The organism is Spirillospora sp. NPDC000708, assembly GCF_040299565.1.
In the GTDB taxonomy this organism is placed as follows: Bacteria; Actinomycetota; Actinomycetes; order Streptosporangiales; family Streptosporangiaceae; genus Spirillospora.
On record NZ_JBEPCJ010000001.1, the window covers coordinates 286,602 to 308,472 of the forward strand.

At 74.7% G+C, this 21,871-nt stretch carries 19 protein-coding genes; 16 read left to right on the forward strand and 3 right to left on the reverse strand.

The genetic code is table 11. From position 1 onward, the window contains the following. Window positions 1-91: 91 nt before the first annotated feature. The 14 genes from ABT299_RS01465 to ABT299_RS01530 all read left to right on the forward strand — a co-directional run bounded on the left by ABT299_RS01465 (window position 92) and on the right by ABT299_RS01530 (window position 15,640). Window positions 92-1,288 (forward strand): DegT/DnrJ/EryC1/StrS family aminotransferase, encoded by a 1,197-nt coding sequence (locus ABT299_RS01465; protein WP_500249391.1) that lies wholly within the window; start codon window positions 92-94, stop codon window positions 1,286-1,288. Continuing rightward, on the forward strand, window positions 1,285-2,436 hold the full coding sequence (locus ABT299_RS01470) for a DegT/DnrJ/EryC1/StrS family aminotransferase (protein WP_500249392.1): 1,152 nt from the start codon (window positions 1,285-1,287) through the stop codon (window positions 2,434-2,436). Before ABT299_RS01465 ends, ABT299_RS01470 begins: the two co-directional genes overlap by 4 nt. Window positions 2,437-2,449: 13 nt before the next feature. Further along, window positions 2,450-3,406, forward strand: coding sequence for a UbiA family prenyltransferase (locus tag ABT299_RS01475; RefSeq protein WP_500249393.1), 957 nt, complete (start codon window positions 2,450-2,452; stop codon window positions 3,404-3,406). Beyond that, a complete protein-coding gene (locus tag ABT299_RS01480; protein WP_500249394.1) occupies window positions 3,403-4,848 on the forward strand; it encodes a protoporphyrinogen/coproporphyrinogen oxidase in 1,446 nt (481 codons plus the stop codon). The genes ABT299_RS01475 and ABT299_RS01480 overlap by 4 nt, the downstream gene beginning before the upstream one ends. A gap of 4 nt (window positions 4,849-4,852) precedes the next feature. After that, a complete protein-coding gene (locus tag ABT299_RS01485; protein WP_500249395.1) occupies window positions 4,853-6,478 on the forward strand; it encodes a class I adenylate-forming enzyme family protein in 1,626 nt (541 codons plus the stop codon). Continuing rightward, window positions 6,475-8,178: a CoA transferase gene (locus ABT299_RS01490; RefSeq protein WP_500249396.1), complete on the forward strand. Its 1,704-nt coding sequence runs from the start codon at window positions 6,475-6,477 to the stop codon at window positions 8,176-8,178. The genes ABT299_RS01485 and ABT299_RS01490 overlap by 4 nt, the downstream gene beginning before the upstream one ends. After that, window positions 8,175-9,851: a class I adenylate-forming enzyme family protein gene (locus ABT299_RS01495; RefSeq protein ID WP_500249397.1), complete on the forward strand. Its 1,677-nt coding sequence runs from the start codon at window positions 8,175-8,177 to the stop codon at window positions 9,849-9,851. The genes ABT299_RS01490 and ABT299_RS01495 overlap by 4 nt, the downstream gene beginning before the upstream one ends. Then, window positions 9,848-10,660: a methyltransferase domain-containing protein gene (locus tag ABT299_RS01500; RefSeq protein WP_500249398.1), complete on the forward strand. Its 813-nt coding sequence runs from the start codon at window positions 9,848-9,850 to the stop codon at window positions 10,658-10,660. The genes ABT299_RS01495 and ABT299_RS01500 overlap by 4 nt, the downstream gene beginning before the upstream one ends. After that, window positions 10,657-11,091, forward strand: a complete 435-nt coding sequence (locus ABT299_RS01505) for a carboxymuconolactone decarboxylase family protein (RefSeq protein WP_500249399.1) — start codon at window positions 10,657-10,659, stop codon at window positions 11,089-11,091. Before ABT299_RS01500 ends, ABT299_RS01505 begins: the two co-directional genes overlap by 4 nt. An 85-nt stretch (window positions 11,092-11,176) precedes the next feature. Further along, on the forward strand, window positions 11,177-11,806 hold the full coding sequence (locus tag ABT299_RS01510) for a GntR family transcriptional regulator (protein ID WP_387029644.1): 630 nt from the start codon (window positions 11,177-11,179) through the stop codon (window positions 11,804-11,806). A gap of 51 nt (window positions 11,807-11,857) precedes the next feature. After that, window positions 11,858-12,328 (forward strand): OsmC family protein, encoded by a 471-nt coding sequence (locus tag ABT299_RS01515; protein WP_500249400.1) that lies wholly within the window; start codon window positions 11,858-11,860, stop codon window positions 12,326-12,328. Between the two features lie 28 nt (window positions 12,329-12,356). Then, a complete protein-coding gene (locus ABT299_RS01520) occupies window positions 12,357-13,259 on the forward strand; it encodes a LysR family transcriptional regulator (protein ID WP_190858065.1) in 903 nt (300 codons plus the stop codon). 112 nt (window positions 13,260-13,371) lie between these two features. Continuing rightward, complete coding sequence (locus ABT299_RS01525; RefSeq protein WP_500249401.1) at window positions 13,372-14,535, forward strand: alpha/beta hydrolase; 1,164 nt, start codon at window positions 13,372-13,374, stop codon at window positions 14,533-14,535. Between the two features lie 142 nt (window positions 14,536-14,677). Further along, entirely contained in the window at window positions 14,678-15,640 is a 963-nt protein-coding gene (locus ABT299_RS01530) for a hypothetical protein (protein WP_500249402.1), read from the forward strand. A 145-nt stretch (window positions 15,641-15,785) separates the two neighbouring features. Here ABT299_RS01530 and ABT299_RS01535 read toward each other — a convergent pair whose 3' ends face one another. Together ABT299_RS01535 and ABT299_RS01540 are read right to left on the reverse strand one after the other, a co-directional pair. Continuing rightward, window positions 15,786-16,367: a TetR/AcrR family transcriptional regulator gene (locus ABT299_RS01535; RefSeq protein WP_500249403.1), complete on the reverse strand. Its 582-nt coding sequence runs from the start codon at window positions 16,365-16,367 to the stop codon at window positions 15,786-15,788. A gap of 84 nt (window positions 16,368-16,451) precedes the next feature. Then, entirely contained in the window at window positions 16,452-17,417 is a 966-nt protein-coding gene (locus ABT299_RS01540) for a pirin family protein (RefSeq protein ID WP_500249404.1), read from the reverse strand. Between the two features lie 296 nt (window positions 17,418-17,713). Between ABT299_RS01540 and lplAB the strand changes: the two genes are divergently transcribed. Further along, window positions 17,714-18,763 carry a lipoate-protein ligase LplAB gene (lplAB, locus tag ABT299_RS01545; protein WP_387029659.1) on the forward strand — a complete coding sequence of 350 codons (1,050 nt, stop codon included), beginning with the start codon at window positions 17,714-17,716 and terminating at the stop codon, window positions 18,761-18,763. A 62-nt stretch (window positions 18,764-18,825) separates the two neighbouring features. Here the strand turns inward: lplAB and ABT299_RS01550 are convergent, their stop codons facing one another. Next, window positions 18,826-19,953, reverse strand: a complete 1,128-nt coding sequence (locus tag ABT299_RS01550; RefSeq protein WP_500249405.1) for a Gfo/Idh/MocA family protein — start codon at window positions 19,951-19,953, stop codon at window positions 18,826-18,828. A 231-nt stretch (window positions 19,954-20,184) separates the two neighbouring features. Between ABT299_RS01550 and ABT299_RS01555 the strand changes: the two genes are divergently transcribed. Continuing rightward, on the forward strand, window positions 20,185-21,735 hold the full coding sequence (locus ABT299_RS01555; protein WP_500249406.1) for a TerD family protein: 1,551 nt from the start codon (window positions 20,185-20,187) through the stop codon (window positions 21,733-21,735). Window positions 21,736-21,871: the final 136 nt, after the last annotated feature.

Genomic DNA, 21,871 nt, shown 5'->3' on the forward strand with positions numbered 1-21,871 from the left:
GATCCGCCGCCATTCGGCCCGCGGGGCCGGACCGCGGGCCGGGAAACCTCCCGGGCGGCCCCCCCGCCCTCTCATCTCCGGGTAGGAAATCGTGCAGACAACACCGTCGGAAGCCCCTTCCCCCGTTCCGTCGGCCGCCATTCCCTTCTTCGATCAGGCCGCGAGTTTCCAGCAGCACTGGGAGGGGATCAGAAAGCATCTCGACGACGTTCTGGACAACGGCAAGTTCTCGCACGCCGCGAAGGTCGCCGAACTGGAGGGCCGGCTCGCGGCGTGGACCGGGGCGGGCCATGTCGTGGCCGTCAACTCCGGCACCGACGCGCTGATCCTGCTGCTGCGCGCCGCGGGGCTGGAGCGGGGCGACGAGGTGATCGTCCCCGCCTACTCGTTCATCGCCACGGCCAGTGCCGTGGTCCTCGCCGGCGGCGTCCCGGTCTTCGCCGACATCGAGGAGCACGGCCACGGCCTCGACCCGCGCGCGGCGGACGCCGCGGTCACCGCCCGCACCCGGATGATCATGCCGGTGCACCTGTTCGACCGCATGGCGGACCTGCGCGGGCTCGGCGCGGTGGCGCGGCGCCACGGCCTGAGGATCGTGGAGGACAGCGCCGAGGCGATCGGCATGCGGGCGGACGGCGTCCACGCCGGGCTGCACGGCGCCGGCGGGGTGCTGTCGTTCTTCCCCGCCAAGACGCTCGGCGGCATCGGCGACGGCGGCGCGGTGCTCACCACCGAGGAGTCCGTCGCCGAGACCGCCCGGATGCTCTGCCACCACGGGCGCGGCGGCCGCACGATCGACAACTTCCCCGGCATCTCCAACGCCACGGTCGTCCCGGGACGCAACAGCAAGATGGACGACGTCCAGGCGGCCGTCCTCCAGGCCAAGCTCACCACCCTCGACGCCGACATCGCGCGCCGCGCGGAGCTCGCCGCACGCTACGACGAGCGGCTGAGCGGGGTGCCCGGCGTCCGCCGCGTCCCCGGCTCGATCCCGCCGCCCCCCGGGAGCGACCGCGTCTCGTACGTCCAGCTCCTGCACGTCGAGGACCGCGACGCCCTCGCCGCGCACCTGGCCGGCCGGGGGATCGGGACGGAGGTCTACTACCCGGTCCCGCTGCACCTCCAGCCGTGCTTCGCGCATCTCGGCCACCGGCCCGGCGACTTCCCGCGCGCCGAGGCGGCGTGCGCGGGCGCGCTCGCCGTCCCCCTCTATCCCGACCTGTCCGACGAGCAGGTGGACCGCGTCTGCGACGAGATCGAGCGCTTCTACGAAGGGACGCCGCGATGACCGCCCCGCCCGTCGCGACGATCCCGTTCTTCTCACCGGACCTGTTCGAGGAGGACCGCGAGGCGCTTCTCCACATCGTCCACGCCGTCGGGACCGGCCGGGACCAGAAGTTCATCCTCGGCGAGCGGACCGCGCGGCTCGAACGCGCGCTCGCCGCCCGGATCGGCGCCGGCGGCGTCGTCGCCTGCTCCAGCGGCACGTCCGCGCTGACCCTGGTGCTGGCCGCGATGGACGTCGGCCCCGGCGACGAGGTCGTCGTCCCGGCGTTCGGGTGCGCGCCGCTGGCCGCCACCGTCATCGACGCCGGCGCCCGGCCCGTGTTCGCCGACATCGACCCGGTCCGGCTCACCGTCGACCCCGCCGCCGCCGAGGCGCTGATCACGCCGCGCACCCGGGTGCTGCTGGCCGCCCACATGTTCTCGGTGATGGCGGACATGCCCGCGTTCCGGGCGCTGGCCGACCGGCGCGGGGTCCGCCTGATCGAGGACTCGGCGCTCGCCCAGGGCGGGCGGCTGCGGGGCCGCCCGGCGGGCCGCTGGGGCGACGCGGGGCTCTACTCCTTCGTGCAGGTCAAGACGTTCGGCATGCCGGGGGAGGGCGGCGTGGTGATCACCGACGACGCCGGCCTCGCCGCCGACGTGCGGATGCTCCGCAACCACGGCCAGGACGGCGTCCACCGCTTCGTCCACCACCGGATCGGCCACAACAGCCGCTTCGACGAGGTGATGGCCGCGTTCCAGCTGTACCGGCTGGCCGGCCTCGACGACCGGCTCGCCCGCCGCGCGGAGATCTGCGCCTACTACTCGCGCCGGTTCGCGCCGCTCGCGGAACGCGGCCTGACCGCGCCGCCGGAGGGCGGGGACGGCCGGTTCCCCTACGTGTACACCGTCCTCACCGATGACAGGGACGCGCTGGACGCCCATCTGGCGGCGCACGGCGTCACCGCGCACGTCTACTACCCGCGCCCGCTGCCGGCCCAGCCCGCGTTCGCGCCCTACGCGCGGCCCGGCGGGTCGTGGCCGAACGCCGAGTCCGCGGCGCGGCGCACCATCTCGCTGCCGCTGTATCCGAACCTGACCGACGCGCAGGTGGAGTACATCGCCGACACCGTCTGCGCGTTCACCGACGTCCGCAGGGGGACCAGATGAACACGGGGGCCAGATGAGCCAGCAGACCGCTCTCCAGAGGTCCGGCGTCACCGGGCGCGGCGACCTCGCCGCGTACGCGCGCCTGGCCAAGCTGGACATCTACGACTACTACCTCGGTCTCCTGGTCGTGTGGGCGCTGCTGGCGTCCACCGTCCGCTGGAAGCCGCAGACGTTCGGGCTGCTCGCACTGGTCCTCGTGGCGGAGGTGGTCGTGGTGGCCGCCATGGTGGGGTTCGACGACGTCACCGGGTACCGCGACGGCAGTGACGCGGCCAACTACGGGTCCGACGCCGCGCGCCGCCGCCTGGCCCGAAAGCCCCTCGTCGCCGGGACGCTCACCGAGGCGCAGGCGCTGCGGTTCTCATGGGCGGCCACCGCGCTCGGGTCGGCGCTGTGGGTCGCGGTGGTCGCCGCCGCCCCACACCGTCCGCTGTGGGCGGTCGCGCTGGCGGCGGTGTGCGTGGCGGCGTCCGTGCAGTACTCGTGGGGGCTGAAGATCAGCTACCGCGGGTTCCAGGAGCTGTTCCTCATCGGCCTCGGCGTCGGCTGGACGCTGGTGCCGTACGCGCTGCTGACCGGCGGGGCGAGCGGCTTCGCCGTCGTGCAGGCGGTGCTGTTCGGGTCCGGTCCGATGCTGTTCGGGCTGTACTCCAACACCAACGACGCCGACGGCGACCGCGCCGCCGGGCGCATCACCGTCGCCACGCTCGTCTCCGCGCCGGCGCACCGGGTGTTCGTCGCCGCGATGACCGGAGCGCAGGTCGCGCTCATCGCCGGATCGGCGGTGGCGGGCGCCGCGCCGTGGTGGTTCCCCGTCGCCCTGCTCCCGCTCGTCGGGATGCGGCTGGCTCACCTGGTGATCGGCTTCCGTGGCGACATCCTGCGCGCGCGCCGGATCGCCATCCATGCCCACCGCGTCACGGTGGTGCTGCTGGTCGTCGCCGATCTGATCGCCGGGGCACTGGCATGACGGCCGGGCGGCCCGCACTGGACGTCGCCGTGGTGGGCGCGGGCCCCGCCGGTCTCGCCACCGCGTACGCGCTGGCCGAGGCCGGGTGCACCGTCCGGGTGCTGGAGGCCGCCGATGCCGTCGGCGGCCGGACGCGGACCGTCCGCGAGCACGGCTGCCTGATCGACACCGGCGCCGAGATGTTCCCGGGCCGCGCCGGCTACCCCGCGACCTGGCGGCTCATCACCGCGCTCGGCCTGGACCGCGATCCCGCCGCCGTGCCGAACGTCCGCGGCGCCCTGGCGGTGTGGCGGGACGGCCGCCCGCGCCCGCACGCCGGCCGGCCCCTGGGGCTGCTGACCGGCGCGGGCCTCGGGCCCCGGGCACGGGTCGACCTGCTCCGGCTCCAGGCCCGGCTGGTGCGGATGGCGCAGCGCGGCGACCTCGACCCCACCCGCCCCGAGGCGTCCTCGCTCGGCGCGGACACCGTCGCGGACCTCGTCCGGCCCTACCACCGGGACGTGTCCGACCACCTCATCGGCCCGCTCGTCAGCGGATTCTTCGGCTGGGACCCCGAACGCTCGGCCGCCGCGCCGCTCGCCGCCCATCTGGCCACGTGCGGCAGCTCCGCGACCTGGCACACCTACCGCGACGGCATGGACACCCTCGCGCGCGCCCTCGCCGACCGCCTGGACGTCACCACCCGCCATCCCGTCGCCCGCGTGACACAGCAGGGCGACGCGGTCCGGCTGGAATCGCCGCGCGGTGACGTCGCCGCGCGCGCGGCGGTGCTGGCCGTGCCCGCCCCCGTCGCGGCGCGCCTGTACGCCGACGAACGTCCCGCCGTACGGGCCTTCCTGGACGCCTGCGGGTACACGCCGATGCTGCGCGTCAGCCTCGTCCTGGACGCGCCGCTGGCGCCCGGCGGATCGCGGGCCGGCTTCGCCACGCTCATCCCCGCCGCCGACGACCGGCTGCTCGGCGTCGTCACCGCCGACCACCACAAGCATCCGGGGCGGGCGCCCGCCGGCGGCGGCCTGGTGTCGCTCGTCGCCTCGCCGCTCGGCTGCGCCGACCTCTTCGGACAGCCCGACGGGACGGTCGCGGAGCGGCTGGTCGCGCGCGGCGAGCGCTTCGTCCCCGGCCTCGCGGCGCACGTCGTCCACGCCCGGGTGCACCGGTTCGAGCACGGGCTGCCCGAGGCGACGCCGCGCGCGCTGGGGCTGCGCGGCGCGTTCGCCCGGCGCCCGGTCTCGGCGGTCGAGTACGCGGGCGACTGGGTGACGCTGCGCCCGTGCGGCGAGGGCGCCGTCGCGTCCGCCGCGCTCGCCGCCGAACGGGTCCTGGCCTGCCTCGCGGCGCGCTCGGATCCGCCGGAGACGACCCCCGTCCCTCCGGCCGCCCTGAGCCGGACGGCGGAGTCCCGGACCGCAGGCGATTCCCGTCCCGACGACCAGAGGTGAGGCGATGGCGCCCTTCAGCAGACGGATCGAGCTGGGCACGCTGTTCGAGGACGTGGCCGAGCGCGGCCGCACCACGACCGTGCACCTCAGCCGGCCCCTGGACATCGCTCCCGGGCTCGGCACCGCCCTCGACCCCCCGGCGGCGGCCCGGCTCGTCCTGGACGCCGCCGGATGGTTCGCTGCGGCCGGGGCCGTGCCCGGCGACCGCATCGCGATCGTCAAGCGCAACCACTGGGACCTGGTGCTGCTGTGCTGCGCCGCCGCCCGGATCGGCGCGGTGCCCGTGCCGCTGTCGGCGCACCTCGATCCGGACATCCTGGAGATCCTGCTCAAACGGCTGGATCCGGCGCTGCTCGTCGCCGACTCCGCGCGGGCCGCGGACGGCGCGCTGACCTGCCTGGCCTCCCGGACGCTGCTGCTCGACGGCCGTACCGGCGGCGCGGAGGGAGGCGGGAAGGTGCTGTCGCTCGACGACGTCCGCGGCCACACCGCTCCCGCGCCACGGCGCCCGCCGGTCGACGACCCGCTCGTCATCCTGCACACGTCCGGGACGACCGGGGTCCCGAAGCTCGTCGTGCACTCCACCCGCACCCTGCTGAGGCGCCTGGCCGGTTTCGAGGCGCACCGCTGGCCCGTGCTCGCCAGCCGTCCCGGCGACGTGGTGGCGGGCGCCTTCTCCTTCGCGCACGGCCGCGCGCTGGCCTGGACCGCGAGCGTGATGGCGCTCGGCCCCGAGAAGCTGCTGGTGGTGTCCGGCTCCGGCTGGGACGAGGCCCGGCCCCTGCTGGAGCGGTACCGGCCCACCACCGTCGAGGCCCAGCCGTCGACGTTCGTGCGCTGGCGCCCCCACGTCCGGGCGCAGGACGGACCGGCGCGGACCGGCGCGTTCGACCGCGTCCGCCTCTACATCAGCACGTTCGACGCCGTCCACCCGCCGACGGTGCGGACGTTCCTCAACGCCACCGCCCATCCGCGGCCGATCTGGCTGCAGGGCTGGGGGCAGACCGAGACGGGTCCGCTGACCTTCCGCTTCCTCACCCGCCGCGCCATGCGCGCCGAGCGCGAGCGGCATCCGACGACCCGCGACCTCGGCCGTGCCGTCCCCGGACGCAGCCGCCTGCGCGTCGTCGACCGGGACACCCTGCGGCCGGTGCCGCGCGGCACCGCCGGCCTGCTGGTGTGCGGCACGAAGGCGCTGTGCCTGGACTACGTCGGCGAGCCGCAGCGGTACCGGCGCAAGCTCGCGGGGAAGTGGTTCATCACCGGCGACGTCGGCGTCCTCACCCGCGGCGGGCGCCTGCTCCTTCTGGACCGGGAGGCCGACGTCCTGCCGGAGGGCAGCTGCGTCGAGCTGGAGGACGTGCTCGAAGACCGGCTGCCCGGCGTCGCCGAATGCGTCGTCCTCGGTGTGCCCGGCGGCCGCTGCGTGCCCGTCCTCGTCACCGAGGACGGCCGGCTGGACCCGGTCCTGTGGCGGGAGGCGACCGCCGACCTGCCCGAGTTCGCCGATCCGGTCGTCGTGCCCTGGGACCGGATACCGCGCACCGGGACCGGCAAGGTCCGGCGCGCGGCCCTGCGCGAGCGCCTCGGCGTGACCCCCGAGACCTACGGGACGGGGAAGTGGACGTGAGGACGGTCGCGTGCTCCGTCGAGGCGCCGGTGTCGCGTCCGCTGGACGGGACGGTCGTGCGCGCGTCCGGCGACTCGGTCGCGGTGCGCGTCGCCGCGTCCCGGCTGCGGGCGCTCGGCTGCGCGATCGAGACCTGTGGCGAGCCGCCCCCGCCGGACGCGCCCGCCGGTCTGCTGCGCGTCGAGCGGGCACCGTGGATCTCCGGCGAACGCGCGCTGCCCGAGTGCCGCATCGGCTGGTCCGGGCCCGTGGCGGTGCCGATGTCCAGGGAGCGGGACGTGCAGGCCGCCTGCGGCATCATGCACGTCCACGGGCGCGCCACCGGCGAACCGCGCGCCCTCCACGTCGACTACGCCTCGGTGTGCGCGGGCGTCCTCGCGGCCCAGGCCGTGACGGCGGGGATGCTGGCCGTGCTGCGCGGCGGGACGGCCGTGCGTGCGGCGACCTCGGTCGCCCAGGCGGCGGCGCTCGCCCTCACCCAGTACGTCGCCGTCGCCACCAGCGACCCCGGTTCCGGCCCCTCCCTGCCGGAGCCGGGCGCGGAGCGGACGCCGCCGTTCCGTTCATCCGGCGGCGTCCGCTTCGAGATCGAGACGTTCCGGGCCGAGAGCTGGCTGCGCTTCTGGACCGAGCTGGGCGCCGAACGCTCCGCGATCGCCGCGGGCTGGCCGCCGTTCCAGCAGCGCTTCGCCACCGGGACCTGCGCACTTCCGCCCGGATTGCAGGCCGTTGCGGCGGCGTGGGACTACCCGGCGGTGCGCCGCGCCGCCGAGGCCGCCGGCGTCAGCGTCGTGGTGGTGAACGACGCGGCGACCCCGCTTCCTCCGGCGCCCGCGTCCCCGTGGCGGCTCCGCCCCTTTCCCGCCGCGCCGGTACCCGCTCCCGGCGGACGGCCGCGGACCGGGGACGGCCCGCTGGCCGGGATCCGGGTCGTCGAGTCCGCCAACCGGGTCCAGGGACCGCTCTCCGGGCACGTGCTCGGCCTCCTCGGCGCCGACGTCGTCCGCCTCGAACCGCCCGGCGGCGACCCGATGCGCGGCGTCCCGCCGATGGCCGGGGAGGTCTCGGCCCGGTTCCTCGCGCTCAACCGCGGCAAGGACGCCGTCGAGGCCGACCTGAAGTCGCGCGCGGGCCGCGAGACGGCCCTGCGGCTCGCCGCCTCGTCGGACGTGTTCCTGCAGAACTGGGCGCCGGGCCGCGCCGCCCGGTTCGGGCTGGACGCCGCGGACCTGGCCGCCGTCCAGCCCCGTCTCGTCTACGCGTACGCGGGCGGCTGGGCCGAGGTCCTTCCCGCACCGCAGCCGATGGGCACCGACTACCTGGTCCAGGCGCACACCGGGGTCGCGGCGCTGCTGTCGCCGCCGGGCCGGTCTCCCGCGCCGACGCTGATGACGATCATCGACGTGCTCGGTGCGCTCATCAGCGCCGAAGGCGTCGTCGCGGGACTTCTCGGCGCCGCCCGGACCGGCGCGGGCGTGCGGGTCGAGACCGCCTTGGCCGACGCCGGCCGCCTGCTGCGCGACACCCACGAGGCCGGCGGCCGTGCCGCAGGCGAGACGGCGCCGGTCGTGTCCGATCTCGCCGCGATGGCCGCCGACCCCGCGTACGCCGCCCTTTTCGAGATCGATGGAGCCGCCGCCTACAGCCGCGCCCCGTGGACGTTCGCGCGGCCTTCCGAACACCGCAGAGAGGAACCATGAGAACCTCCGCATCTCCGGTCTGGACATCGGCCAACGGCGTCACGTTGACCGACCGGGTGCCCGCCGCGACGCGAGCCGCCTGGACGGCGGCCGGGGCGTGCCCCGGCCGGGACCTGTACACGCTGTTCCGCGAGCACGTCCGGGCCTCTCCCGAAACCGAAGCCGTCGTGGACGACGCGGGCGCGCTCACCTATGCCGCGCTCGACGCCCGCGTCCGCCGCGCCGCCGCCGCACTGCACGCCGCGGGCCGGGGTCCTGCCGACATCTTCGCCATCTTGGTGCCCAACGGACGCGACGCGGTCGTCGCCGAACTGGCCGTCGCGGCGATCGGCGCCGTCGCCCTGCCGATCCCTCACACGCACGGGCCGGGCAGCGTCGCCGGGCTCGTCCGGCGGTCCCGCGCCGCGGCGGTCATTGCGGCGGCGGACGCGATCCCGTCCATCGAGAACGCTCCCGACCTGCAACTCTGGGCGCCGGGCACCCCGCCGCGCGCGGACGTCCGTTCGCTGGACGAAGCCGATACCGGGCAGGCCCGCGCGTGGCGGCCCGCCCGTGTCCACGCGGAGGCACCGGCGCGCATCCTCGTCTCCTCCGGGTCGGAGTCGGAGCCGAAGATGGTGGCCTACTCCCACAACGCCATGGCGGGCGGCCGGGGCAACTACGTCGGCGCCCTGCGGCGCGGTGTCGAACGGATGCGCGCGCTGGTCCTGGTGTCGCTGGCCTCGTCGTACGGGTCGCTCGGGACGTCGGCGATCCTTGCCCGCCACGGCGGCACCCTCGTGTTGCTACCGCGCTTCGACGCCGCCACGGCGCTCCAGGCCGTCGACCGGCACCGCCCCACCCACCTGTTCGGCGTCCCCACCATGCTCTGGCGGATGGCCGAGCACGAGACCGGCGCGGACGTCTCGTCGCTGCGCGCCGTCGTCTCCAGCGCCGGTCCCGTGCACCAGCACGTCAGGGACGCCTGCGTCCGCCGGTTCGGCATGCCGCCCATCAACATCTACGGGTCCAGCGACGGAGTGAACTGCCACACCGGCCGCGACCCGGACCGCTGGGAACCCGGGCTGGCGGGCGTCCCCGATCCGGCCGTGGCCCGGATCGGCATCCGCGATCCGCGAGGACGGCCGCTGCCGCCCGGCGAGGCGGGGGAGATCTGGGCGCTCGGCCCGATGACCCCGCTCTGCTACGTCGCGGCGCCGGACCTCGACGACCGGTACCGCGCCCCCGGCGGCTGGGTCCGCACCGGCGACCTCGGCAGCCTCGACGCCGACGGGACGCTGCGGGTGCTCGACCGCCTCAAGCGCACCGTGATCCGCGGCGGCGTCAGCCTCTTCCCGGCGCAGGTCGAACGCGCGCTCATCTCCCATCCCGACATCACCGACGCGCACTGCGTGCCCGTGGACGACCTGGACCTGGGCGAACGCATGTGCGCCTGCGTGGCCCCGCGCGCGGGCGCCCGGCCCCCGTCCCCCGCCGCCATGCTCGCCCACCTCGCCGAACGCGGCATCGACCGGCGCCAGCTGCCCGAACGCTTCCTGATCCTCCCGGAACTGCCGGTCGGCCCCACCGGCAAGGTGAGCGTGAGCGCCCTCACCCGCATCGCCGCCGAATCGGCCGTCCCCGCGGACACAGCGCAGGCGCCGGTACGCCCGGACGGGAGGGCCGGCCGATGAGCCGGGTCGCGTCTCCGCCGCCGTCCCGCATCTTCGGCGAGCGGGACGAGCACAACGGCGAGCAGCACCGCCTGCTGGGCCTCGCCTACGACCCCTTCACCATCGAACGGCTCGCGCGGACGGGCGTCGGGCCGGGATGGCGATGCCTGGAGGCCGGCGCGGGCAACGGCACCGTGGCGGTGTGGCTGGCGCGGCGCGTCGCCCCGACCGGTGGCGTCACGGCCACGGACGTCCGTCCTTGCGGGGTTCCGGCCGTTCCGGGGCTCGACGTCGTCCGGCACGACATCGTCCGCGACCCGCTTCCCGAAGGCGAGTTCGACCTCGTCCACGCCCGGCTCCTGCTGAGGCTGCTGCCCGAACGCCGCGCGGTGCTGGACCGGCTCGTCCGCGCGCTGAAACCCGGCGGCGTCCTGCAGATCGACGAGTTCGACGCCACCTGCGCCCCGTCCCTGTGCGCCCCCGACCCCGCCGCACACGAGCTGTACCGGACGCTCATTGCGGCCAAGAACCGGCTGATGGCCGGGCGAGGCGTCGATGTGGCCTGGGGACGCAGAGCAGCCGGCGCCATGCACCAGGCCGGGCTCGTCGACATCTCGTCCCATCGCCGCCTGGAGCTGTGGACCGCGCGGTCGCCGGGGCTGCGGCTGCTCGCCCACCACACCCGTCACCTGCGCGACGAGTTCGTCCGCGCGGGGATGAGCGACCGGCAGTTGGCCGACGTGCGCGCGCTTCTGGCGCACCCCGATTTCCGCGCCTGCTCTTACGCGTTCTATTCGGTCCAGGGCCGTCGGCCTGAGGAGGCTCGATGACCGCGCAGCGTATCGACGTCCACGCGGCCACTCCGGACGTCCACGCCGCGATGGCGGACGTCGACGCCGCCGCGAGCGGGCCGCTCGAACCCGCGCTGGCCGAACTCGTCCGCATCCGCGTCTCGCAGATCAACGGCTGCGGCCTGTGCCTGTCCATCCACACGCGGGCGGCCGAGACGGCGGGGGAGGGCCGGGACCGCCTCCGGGCCCTGGCGTCCTGGCGCGCGAGTCCGCTGTTCACCGGCGCCGAACGCGCGGCCCTCGCCCTCGCCGAGGCCATGACCGTGATCACCGACGCCGGAGTGCCCGACGGGGTCCTCGCCGCCGCCCGCGAGCACTTCGACGAGACCCGGCTGACGCACCTGGTCTGGACGATCGCCGCCATCAACGCCTGGAACCGCGTCGGCATCGCCGCGTCCCCGCCGGCCTGACCGCCGCCGCCACGATCCCGACGGGAGCCGGGCGCGAGGAGGTTTCGGGTTTGCATGCAACGCATCCATTGCATACATTGCATGCGTGCAGCAGACCGATGTGGTGTACCGGCGGCTCCGCGACCTGATCGTCGCGGGGCGGTACACGCCGGGCGAGCGGCTCACCGAGCTGTCGGTGAGCGCCGCGCTGGAGGTGAGCCGGACGCCGGTCCGGGAGGCCCTCCGCAGGCTGGAGGGCGACGGCCTCGTCGAGGGGACCGGGCGGGGCGTGGTGGTCAACGCGCTGTCCCCCGAGCGGCTCGGCCACGCCTACGAGGTGCGCGCCGCGGTGGAGGCGCTCACCGCCGAGCTCGCCGCCGACCGGCAGCGGGCCGGGCGCGTCCCGCCCGCCGACCTCGACGACCTGGAGCGGCACGCGTCGCTGCTCGAGGAGGTCACGGCGGCCGGCGACCTCGACCGGGCGATCGGCCTGAACCGGGCGTTCCACCGCGGGATCGCGGAGATGGCCGGCAACCCGATCGCGCTGGAGACGCTCGACCGGCTGTGGGACCAGATCATCGTCTCGACGCGCGACTCGCTCACCGCCCCGGACCGCCCGGACGCGGTGGCCGGCGAGCACCGCCGGCTGCTGCGCGCGATCGCCGAGGGCGACCGGGAACTCGCCGGCCGCATCGCCGGCGACCACGCCCGCACCACCAAGGCGACGCTCACCTGAGACGCCTGCCGGGCGGGGCCGGACGTCCGGACGACCAGAGGAGGACCTGCGATGCCGAAGACCCACCACTACGAGCTGACGGTGACCTGGACGGGCGACACCGGATCCGGGACCAGCTCCCACCGCTCCTACGAGCGGGCCCACGACGTGGAGGCCGAGGGGAAGCCGGCGATCGCGGGCAGCTCCGACCCCTCGTTCCGCGGCGACCCGTCCCGCTGGAACCCGGAGGAGCTGCTCGTCGCGGCGCTCTCGCAGTGCCACATGCTGTCGTTCCTCGGGCTCTGCGCGGGCGCGGGGATCGTCGTCACCGGCTACGTCGACCGCCCGCACGGGACGATGATCGAGACGCCGGACGGCGGCGGCCGGTTCGAGGAGGTCGTCCTGCGCCCCGAGGTGACCCTCGCGGACTCCGCCCGGGCCGACGAGGCCGCGCGGCTGCACGAACGCGCCCACGAGGTGTGCTTCATCGCCAGCTCCGTGAACTTCCCGGTCCGGCACGAAGCCCAGACGGCGAAGGTCTGACTTCCTCTATCGGTGAGATGCTGGCGTGATGATGGGATCACGCCAGCTCGAGTACTTCAGGGCCGTCGCGCGGGAACTGCACTTCACGCGCGCGGCGGAGGCGCTGCGGATAGCGCAGCCGGCGCTGTCCCAGCAGATCCGCAAGCTCGAACGGCACCTCGGTGTCGCCCTGTTCGACCGCAACAACCACCGCGTGGAGCTCACCCCGGCCGGTGCGGCGCTCCTCGAACACGCGGAACGCATCCTCGCCGACATCGCGGCGGTGGAGGAGGAGATGCGGGGCTGGGCCGGCGGGACGCGCGGCCGCATCCGGCTCGGCGTCGCGCGCGGGCTGACCGCGCGGCTGGCCCGCCTGCTGGCCGCGTTCTCCGCCGAGTTCCCCGGCGTCGACGTCGAACTGCGGGAGACCAACACCGAGGAGATGGTCGCCGGCCTGCACGGCGGGCGGCTCGACGCGGCGACCGTCGTCCGGCTGCCTCCGCAGGAGGAGGGGCGCCGGCTCGACGCGCTCCCGCTGGGCGAGGAGCCGCTCGTCCTCATCACGGCGGAGTCGGCGCCGCTGGCGGGCCGCTACCGGGTGCCCGTGTCGGCGCTGGACGGCATCGATCTCGCCTGCTTCTCGCCCGGGTCGACGATCCGGGAGATCGTGCTGTCGGCCCTCGCCGAAGCGGGGGCGGCGGCGCGGATCCGGCTCGAGACCCGCGAGTACAGCACCGCGCGGGCCATGGCGAGCGTGGGCCTCGCCGCTGCCGTCGTCCCCCGCTCGATCGCGGAGGAGCCGGGGCTCCCGGTCGCCGTCGTCCGGCTGGATCCGGAGCCGACGTGGGCGCCGTCGCTGGCGTGGCCCGCGGGCCGCAGGCCGGGCCCGGCACTGTCGGCGCTCATCGCCTTCATGCGCGACCATCCGGAGCTCGCGTCCGTCGGGTCATAAGCCAGATGTCTCATGAGCAGCTCATTCATGTCTTGGACATCTGACCCGCCCCGGCGCGACGATCAACGAGTCCCGCACAGCGCGGGGGATGACCGGAAAGTGGAGCGGAACGATGGACCGTGACGAGCGTGGGCGCAGGGCGTACGAGGGCCTGATGGGCGTGCGGGCCGAGGAGGCCTTCGACGACGTGCGCCGGATTTCTTCGCAGATGTACGAGACCGTGCTCGACGGGGCGTTCGGCGGGCCGCTGGCGCGGGCCGAGCTGAGCCGCCGGGACCGGGAGATCGCCAGCACGGCGATCGTGGCGTCCCTCGGCGGCGCCGACCGGCGCCTGGCCAGCCACGTGCGCGCCGCGCTGCACCAGGGGGTCGCCCCTCACGAACTGCTCGCGCTTGCCGAACACATCTCGGTCTACGCGGGGTTCCCGCGCGCGCTCAACGCGTTGGACGTGGTGCACGAGGTGCTGCAGGAGGCGGGCGTCCCGAACCAGCCGGCGCTCCACCGCGTCAAGCTGGCCGACCACGAGACCGTGGTCGCGCAGAAGGGCGACCACGGCCCCGCGGTGATCCTGTCGCATTCCCTCGGCGTGGACTGGCGGATGTGGGAGCCGGTCATGGAACGCCTGTCGCAAGGACGCCGCGTCTTCGCCTACGACTTCCGAGGCCACGGCGCGGCGGCCGGCGCGCCCCGCCCGTTCTCCATGGACGACCTCGCCCGCGACATGCGCGGCGTCCTCGACGCGTTCGGCGTGGACCGGGCGCACGTGGTCGGGCTGTCCATGGGAGGCGGCATCGCGCAGACCTTCGCGGTGCGCTCGCCCGAGCGCGTCGAGTCCCTGGCCCTCCTCGCCACCACCGACCACCCGTTCGCCTCGTTCGAGGGACGGGCGCGCTCCGGGGAGGTCGACGGCATGGAGGCGCAGATCGTCCCGACGCTGACGCGCTGGTTCACCGCCCCCGCGCTCGCCACCAACGGGTGGGGCGTGCAGTACGCGCGGGAGCTCATCCGGCGCTTCGACCCCGCCGACTGGGCCGCCGCCTGGCGCGCCTTCAAGGACGTCGACGTCCAGGGCAAGCTCGCCGCGCTCGACGCGCCGACCCTGGTCATGGTGGGGGAGGAGGACTACTCCACCACGCCGGAGATCATGTCGGGCGTCGCCGAGCGCATCCCCGGCTCGACGTACCGGGTGCTGCCGGAGACGCCGCACATGCAGACGCTGGAGAAGCCCGACCTGGTCGCCGACGCCCTCGACCGCTTCCTCCCGGCCGACCGCTAGAGCACACGCGCGGAGCCGTCCCGAACGGGACGGCTCTTCGCATGCTCGCCCGTACGGGTGAGGCGAATGGTCCCCGTGGGGGAGGCGGCGCCCCGGCGCCCGCCGGAAGGCTCGCCACCATGGACACGGGTTGGACGCACCGGTGAGCGGCACCGCGGCACCGGTGGAGACGGAACGGGTCGGCGCCCGATGGTCGGCGATGCGCGTCGCGGGCGGCTACGGGGCCGCCCTGTCGCTGTCGCTCTACCTCTTGGTGAAGGTCGTGTGGGTGGTGGCGGCGCTGCTCGGGCACACGCCGTCGTCCTTCAGCGACGGCGACTGGATCGTGCTGAACGCGGTCACCGTCGCCATGTCGGTGGTGGGCGTCGTCCTGGGGCTGGTCCTCGCGCAGCGCTGGGGGCGCCACGTCCCGGCGCCGCCGCTGGTCTTCTTCGCCTGGACGGCCGCCGGGTTCCTCATCCCGATGATCCCCTACATGCTCGCCAGCGCGTTCCTGGGAGGGGACTCGGGAGGCGGCGCTGACGACGGGGACGCCATGCCGTCATGGGAGGTGGTCTTCATCACCATCGGATTCGCGGGCATGGCCGTCGGGCTGGCCGTGGCGCTCCCCGTCTACCTGCGCGAGAGGTGGCCGGCCGCCTTCCTCGGTCGGGTCGGCGACCGCCGCCCCGCGAGCCTCGGGCGGACCCGCCTGCGAGCCCTGTACCTCCTGGTCGCGGTACCGGTCCTCCTCTGGACGTACTGGACGGCGGGCGGCACGCTCGGTCTCGCGCACCGCGACGTGATGGACGCCAACGGGCGGCTGCTCCTCGGCAACTCCGCGCTCTGGGCGGTCATGGGCACCGTGGCGATCCGCGTCGTCACCATGGGCCGCCCGAGGATGCCCTTGTGGATCCCGACGGCAGTGGCGTTCGCGTCGTCCGGATCGCTGTTCGCCTGGGCGGCGTGGAAGCTCCCGTGGGCGCTCATCAGACCCGGCGGTTACACGGCCGCCGAGTACCCGGCCGTCTCCGTCGCCGAGTACGGGCTGAGCATCGCCGCCGGAATCCTCATGCTGGCCGCGCTCCTCAAGACCGCACGGTCGCAGGACGCCGCCCCCCGATGACCTCTCGCCCAGCAGCCAGCCCACACGCTGCCCGCCTCCCGCTGGCCCACGGCGTCCAGGTCCCACCGCCCTTGGTACCTGCCTCTCGGCGTCCCGCACTGCCCCGGCTTCCAGCGGCCAGCGCTGCCCCGGCTTCCGCCAGGGCTCAGCGGTCGGCCTGGATGATCGGTGTCAGCAGCAGATCGAGGCGGTCGTCGGTGCGGCCGGGCCGGAGCCGTTGCCCGTGCGCGAGGGTGGCGAGGCCGTGCAGCGCCCCCCAGGTCACCTCCGCGAGCGTCTCCACGTCCCGCTCGCCCGCGAGCGGCTCCAGCGCGGAGACGAACTCCCCGAACGCGTCCCGCAGCGGCTCGGGCGACTCGCCGGTGCCGAACGTCACGTCGATCCGCTGGACGAACATCGCGTCATACAGGGCGGGCCGCTCCTGGGCGAATTCCAGGTACGCCCCGGCCATCGCGCGCAGAGCCTCCTCCGGGGCCGACTCCGCCGTTCGCGCCTCCCGCAGGAGGCCGGCCAGCTCGCCGAACCCGTCCAGCGCCACCGCGGCGACGATGGCGTCCTTGCCCTTGAAGTGGCTGTAGAGGACGGGCTGGCTGTACTCGACGCGCTCGGCCAGCCGCCGGGTGGTCACCGACTCCCAGCCCTCGGTCTCGGCCATCTCCCGGGCGGCCCTGATGATCAACCGGTGGCGTTCTGCTCGCTCGCGCTCTCGGCGTTCTTGTACGGACACGGGTCGAATCCTAGCATCGCTAGACTAGCGAGCAAGAGCAAAGCTAGCTTGAATCGGAAAGCTAGCGATGCTAGGAACCGTCGGTCAGCGCACGCGTCCCCGCGGCTTGAGCGGCACGTCCGGAAGGGCCGGCGCCGGGATCGGGGGGCCGTCGTAGCCGTGCACGACGCCGAACGCGTCTCCGGACGTCCAGTCCTCGCGCGCCCCGCGGATCTCCTCGCCCGACCGCGCGACGAAGTTCCACCACATGACGAGCTTCTCCGCGAACGGCTCGCCGCCCAGCAGCACGAGCCCGCTCGCCCCGTCGGCGCGCAGCCGCAGCTCCCGGCGGCCGCACCCGAGGTACACCATCGAGCCCGGCTCGGTCCGCACCCCGTCCACCTCCGTGACGCCCGACATCGTCAGCGCCGCGTACTCGAAGTCCGGCTCGACGGGCAGCCGGACGTCCGCCCCGTCCGCCAGCGCGATGTCCGCGCCGACGATGGGGGTGAACACCGTCCCCGGCGAGGCGGCCCCGTCGAACTCGCCGAGGATCACCGTCCCGCTGAACCCGGGCCCGGTCACCACCGGCAGGTCGCCGTGGTGCTCGAACGCCGGGTCCGTGCGGCGGTGCGCGTCCGGCAGGGCCACCCACAGCTGCGCCCCGTGCAGGAGGCGCGCGTGCTCGCGCGGGGACTCCTCCGAGTGCGCGATGGCCCGCCCCGCCGTCATCAGCCCCAGCTCCCGCGGCCGGACCGTCTGCAGGCTCCCGAGGCTGTCGCGGTGCAGCACCTCGCCCTCGTGCAGCCAGCTCACCGTCTGCAGCCCGATGTGCGGATGCGGCGGCACCTGCATGCCGGGCTGGTCGGCGATGTCGTCGGGGCCGTAGTGGTCGACGAAGCACCAGGCGCCCACCATCCGCCGCCCCAGGCTCGGCAGCAGCCGCCGGACGAACGTGCTCTCGCCCAGCGGCACCCGCCGCGGCGGCAGCACGTCGTGCACCGGACCCCCGGGAACGTCCTCCCGGCCCCCGCACGCCACGGCCTTCGGCCGAACATCAAGATTGCTCACGACACCGCCCCCTCTTTTGGAACACCGTATGCAACGCCCCCGCCGACCCCCCTGCCGGGATCGCCCGACGCCGCACTCCGAGCCGCCGAAGGCTGCACTCCCCGGCAGCCAGAAGGCACTAGCGAGGCGCCAAGGGCGGCGCTCGCAGGTCGCTCAAGGTGTACTGCCGGGGTCGCTGGAGGTGGTGGGACTCGCGGTTGCGCTTGAGGTGACGCTTGCGGGTCGCCGGGGTTGGGGCGTGGGGCACTGCGCGGGGGTGGAATCGGCGGGGGTGCGGTGGGGTTTGAATCAACGTGATGCACGGTGAGTACAAGGTCCCTGGCGGCAAGCTCGTGGTCGCCGACGTCGAGGTGGCGGACGGACTGCTGCGCCGTCCCAGGATCAGCGGCGACTTCTTCATGGAGCCCGACGAGGCGCTCGAAGCCATCAACACCGCCCTGGACGGGCTGCCCGCGGGCCTGGAGGCCAAGGAGATCGGCGCGCGCGTCCAGGCGGGGCTGCCGGCCGGGACCGTGATGCTGGGCGTCACCGCCGAGGCCGTGGGGATCGCGGTGCGGCGGGCGATCACGCATGCGTCGGACTGGCGCGACCACGAGTGGCGGCTGATCCACGAGCCGCCGCAGGAGCCCGCGCTGCACATGGCGCTCGACCAGGTCCTCGCGGAGGAGGTCGGCGCCGGCCGCCGCCCGCCGACGCTGCGGGTGTGGGAATGGGCGTCGCCGGCCATCATCATCGGCAGCTTCCAGTCGCTCCGCAACGAGGTCGACGCCGAGGAGGCCGAGCGGTACGGGGTCGAGGTGGTGCGGCGCATCAGCGGCGGCGGCGCCATGTTCGTCGAGCCCGGCAACACGATCACCTACTCGCTCTACGCGCCGGGGTCGCTCGTGGCGGGGATGTCGTTCGCGGAGAGCTACGCGTTCCTCGACGACTGGGTGCTGGGCGCCCTCGCCGAGCTCGGGATCCGCGCCTGGTACCAGCCGCTCAACGACATCACCTCCGACGAGGGCAAGATCGCGGGCGCGGCGCAGAAGCGCCTGGCCGGCGGCGCCGTGCTGCACCACGTCACGATGTCCTACGACATCGACGCCGCGAAGATGCTGCGGGTGCTGCGGATCGGCCGGGAGAAGGTGTCCGACAAGGGCATCGCCAGCGCGGCCAAGCGCGTCGACCCGCTCCGGCGGCAGACCGGCCTGCCCCGCGAGCAGATCATCGACCGGATGATCGCGCACTTCCGGAGCAGGTACGGCCTGGTCGCGGACGGGTTGACCGACGAGGAGCTCCGTCTCGCGGACAAGTACGTCGCCGACAAGTTCACCACTCCCGAGTGGACCGCCCGCGTCCCCTGACGGCGGTGCACGGTCCGGTGTCCGCATAGCGAGGACGGTGGCTCGGCGGGGAGAGCAGGCGTTCACGGGTGCGTCACCTCCTGGCGCGTCCCGGTCGCGGCGGACAGCCGGACGGCGTCGAGGAGCCGGTGCACGTGCAGGCCCGTGTCGAAGCCGGGGACGGTCCGGCCGCCCGTCCGGAGGTCGTCGGCGAGGCGGGCGTAGAACTGCGCCACGTTGAGGACCTCGACGTCGCGCGCCGGCTCCGGGACCCACAGGTATTCGTCCGGGACGGGCAGGTCTTCCCGTGGTGATCCGTGCCGCCGGGAGCCGCGGAGCGCCAGGGCGCCGATCTGGACGCCGGCCGCGGCGCCCGGACCGGGGGAGACGAGCGCGAGGTCGCCGTCCGTGCCCGCGATCTCGATCCGGGTGCGGGCCGCGGTGGCCTTGGCGTCGTGGACGTGCACGGAGGCGGTGGCGCCGCCGGCGAGGACGGCGGCGACGGCGATCTGGTCGGGGCTGGTGACCGCGACCGTGTCGTCCGTGCCGGCCACCCGGTACTCCGTCCGCTGTACGGCCAGCTCCGCCGACAGGGCCGCGATGTCCCCGGCGAGGTACTCCAGGGCGTCGAGGGTGTGGCCCGCCCCGACCTCGAGCGTCCCGGCCCCGTTGGACGGGTCGAGAGTGTAGGCGGCGAAGTCGGGGATCTCGCCTCCGACGCCCTTGCCGCGCGCCGCGTACACGTTCACGGAGGTCACCCGCCCCACGTAGCCGTCGGCCACGAGGTCCCGCGCGTACCGGACGGCGGGGGAGAAGCGCGCCTGCAGGCCGACCGCGTGCCGCACGCCGGTGCCGTGCGCGAGGCGCAAAAGGTCTTCGGCCTCCGCGGTGGTGAGCGCCAGGGGCCATTCGCAGTAGACGTGCTTGCCCGCGTCGAGTGCCGCGCGGATCAGCGCGTCGTGGGCGGGCACCTTGACGGTGATCGCCACGAGGTCGACGTCGGGGTGGGCGGCGAGTTCTACGGCGTCGGTGAAGGCGTGCGGGACGCCGAACCGGTCGGCCGCCGCCCGGGCGCTGGCGGTCCGGGTGGTGCCGACGGCCGTGATCTCGTAGTCCGGCAGGGCGCGGAGCGCGGGGATGTGCGCTCGCGCGGCCCAGCCCCGGTCGGGGTTCGCCCCGACGATGCCCACCCGGATCCTGCCGTCCGCCATGTCGCACTCCTCCCGATAACCGGACCATCGCCGTCCGCTTGCCCGGGAGCGTAGCGCAACCGGACGTCGTTCGTCCACTTAAACGGAGCGGTTCCGTCCGGTTGCCGGTGCGGATGATCCGGCGGGGGGCACGGAACTCCGCGGTCGTGTCGTGCGTCCACCTCACATGCAGGTCGCCGTGCCGTGCGTCTGCCCGTAGGTTGTCGACGTCGGTTGATGACGAGGAGCGTTATGTCCATGCAGAAGGGCGCCAACACCGCGGTGCCGGTCGCCGCGGTGCGCGTCGAGGTCGGTTGGCAGGGCGGCCCGGGGGTCCCGGACGCCGACGCGTCCGCGCTGCTGCTGACCGAGTCCGGCCGGGTGCGCTCGGACGGCGACTTCGTCTTCTACAACCAGCCGGCGCACGCCTCCGGCGCGGTGCGGCACGAGGGGAAGCGGCCCGGGCCCGTCGTCGTGGACGCCCTCGCGGCCGACCTCGACCGGGTCGAGCCGGGCGTGGAGAAGATCGTCATCGCGGCGTCGGCGGACGGCGGGACGTTCGGCCAGTTCCAGGGCCTGTACGTGCGGGTCGTGGACGCGTCCGGCGGCGCCGAGATCGCGCGCTTCGACAGCCAGGGCGCCACGAGCGAGACGGCGTTCGTGCTCGGCGAGCTGTACCGGCGCCAGGGCGCGTGGAAGTTCCGCGCGGTCGGGCAGGGATACGACACCGGGCTCGCGGGCCTGGCCACCGACTTCGGGATCAGCGTCGACGACCCGGGCCAGGGGGCCGCCCCGCCGCCTCCTCAGGCGCCCGCTCCGCCGCAGGCCCCACCGCCTCCGCAGGCGCCGCCCGCCCCGCAGGCACCGCCGGAGCAGTACGCGCCGCCCGGCGGCCAGTACATGCCGCCTCCGCCCGGCCAGTACGCGCCGCCCCCTCCGCCCCCTCCGCCCCCTCCGGGACCGGGCCAGTACGCCCCGCCGCCCGGGCCCGGCCAGTACGCGCCCCCGCCCGGCGAGTACGCGCCGCCTCCGCCGCCTGGTGGCCAGTACACGCCGCCGCCACCGGGGCAGTACGCGCCTCCGCCCGGTCCCGGATACGCGCCTCCGCAGGCGCCGCCTCCGCAGGGACCGCCTCTCCAGGCGCCGCCTCCTCAGGCGTCCGCGCCGGACGGCGGGAAGATCTCCCTGACCAAGAACAAGCCGACGGTGTCGCTCACCAAGCACGGCGCCACCTCCGGCCACATGCGGGTCAACCTCAACTGGACCGCGCGCGAGGGCGTCGCCAAGGGACGGCTCGGGAAGCGCCGCCGCGGCGTCGACCTGGACCTCGACCTGTGCTGCCTCTGGGAGCTGCAGAGCGGCCGCAGGGGCATCATCCACGCGCTCGGCGACATGGGCGCGCTGGACCGCCCGCCGTTCATCAAGCTCGATGCAGACGACCGCACCGGCGCGATCGAGACCGGCGAGAACCTCACCATCAACCTGGACCACACCGCCGACTTCAAGCGGATCCTGGTGTTCGCCGAGATCTACGACGGCGCGGACGACTTCCGCGGCCTGGACGCGATCGCCACGCTGTTCCCGGTGAACGCGCCGCCCATCGAGATGCGCATGGACGACTGCGTGGACGGCTCCCGCGACGCCGTGCTCGCGCTCATCGAGAACGTGGGCGGAGAGCTGGTCGTCCGGCGCGAGGGCCGGTTCGTGATGCCGCCGCCGGGACGACCCCGGTGGGGCAAGATGTCGGTCGACGAGGCGTACGGCTGGAACCTGGAGTGGGTGGCCGCGCGCGGTAAGGACTGAGCCCGGCGGGGGGGGGGGGGGGGGCCCCCCCCCCCCCCCCCCCCCCCCCGCGCGACGGCGTGGACGGGGGGGGGAGCCGATTTTTGGGGGGGGCGCCCGACCCAGCGGGGGGGCGCCGCCGCCCCGGCGGGGAGCG

Coding starts and splice junctions, on each gene's coding strand:
- ABT299_RS01470 (WP_500249392.1), top strand. CDS start 1,285: ATGACCGCCCCGCCCGTCGCGACGATCCCGTTCTTCTCACCGGACCTG.
- ABT299_RS01475 (WP_500249393.1), top strand. CDS start 2,450: ATGAGCCAGCAGACCGCTCTCCAGAGGTCCGGCGTCACCGGGCGCGGC.
- ABT299_RS01480 (WP_500249394.1), top strand. CDS start 3,403: ATGACGGCCGGGCGGCCCGCACTGGACGTCGCCGTGGTGGGCGCGGGC.
- ABT299_RS01485 (WP_500249395.1), top strand. CDS start 4,853: ATGGCGCCCTTCAGCAGACGGATCGAGCTGGGCACGCTGTTCGAGGAC.
- ABT299_RS01495 (WP_500249397.1), top strand. CDS start 8,175: ATGAGAACCTCCGCATCTCCGGTCTGGACATCGGCCAACGGCGTCACG.
- ABT299_RS01500 (WP_500249398.1), top strand. CDS start 9,848: ATGAGCCGGGTCGCGTCTCCGCCGCCGTCCCGCATCTTCGGCGAGCGG.
- ABT299_RS01505 (WP_500249399.1), top strand. CDS start 10,657: ATGACCGCGCAGCGTATCGACGTCCACGCGGCCACTCCGGACGTCCAC.
- ABT299_RS01515 (WP_500249400.1), top strand. CDS start 11,858: ATGCCGAAGACCCACCACTACGAGCTGACGGTGACCTGGACGGGCGAC.
- ABT299_RS01520 (WP_190858065.1), top strand. CDS start 12,357: ATGATGGGATCACGCCAGCTCGAGTACTTCAGGGCCGTCGCGCGGGAA.
- ABT299_RS01525 (WP_500249401.1), top strand. CDS start 13,372: ATGGACCGTGACGAGCGTGGGCGCAGGGCGTACGAGGGCCTGATGGGC.
- lplAB (WP_387029659.1), top strand. CDS start 17,714: ATGCACGGTGAGTACAAGGTCCCTGGCGGCAAGCTCGTGGTCGCCGAC.
- ABT299_RS01550 (WP_500249405.1), bottom strand. CDS start 19,953: ATGGCGGACGGCAGGATCCGGGTGGGCATCGTCGGGGCGAACCCCGAC.
- ABT299_RS01555 (WP_500249406.1), top strand. CDS start 20,185: ATGTCCATGCAGAAGGGCGCCAACACCGCGGTGCCGGTCGCCGCGGTG.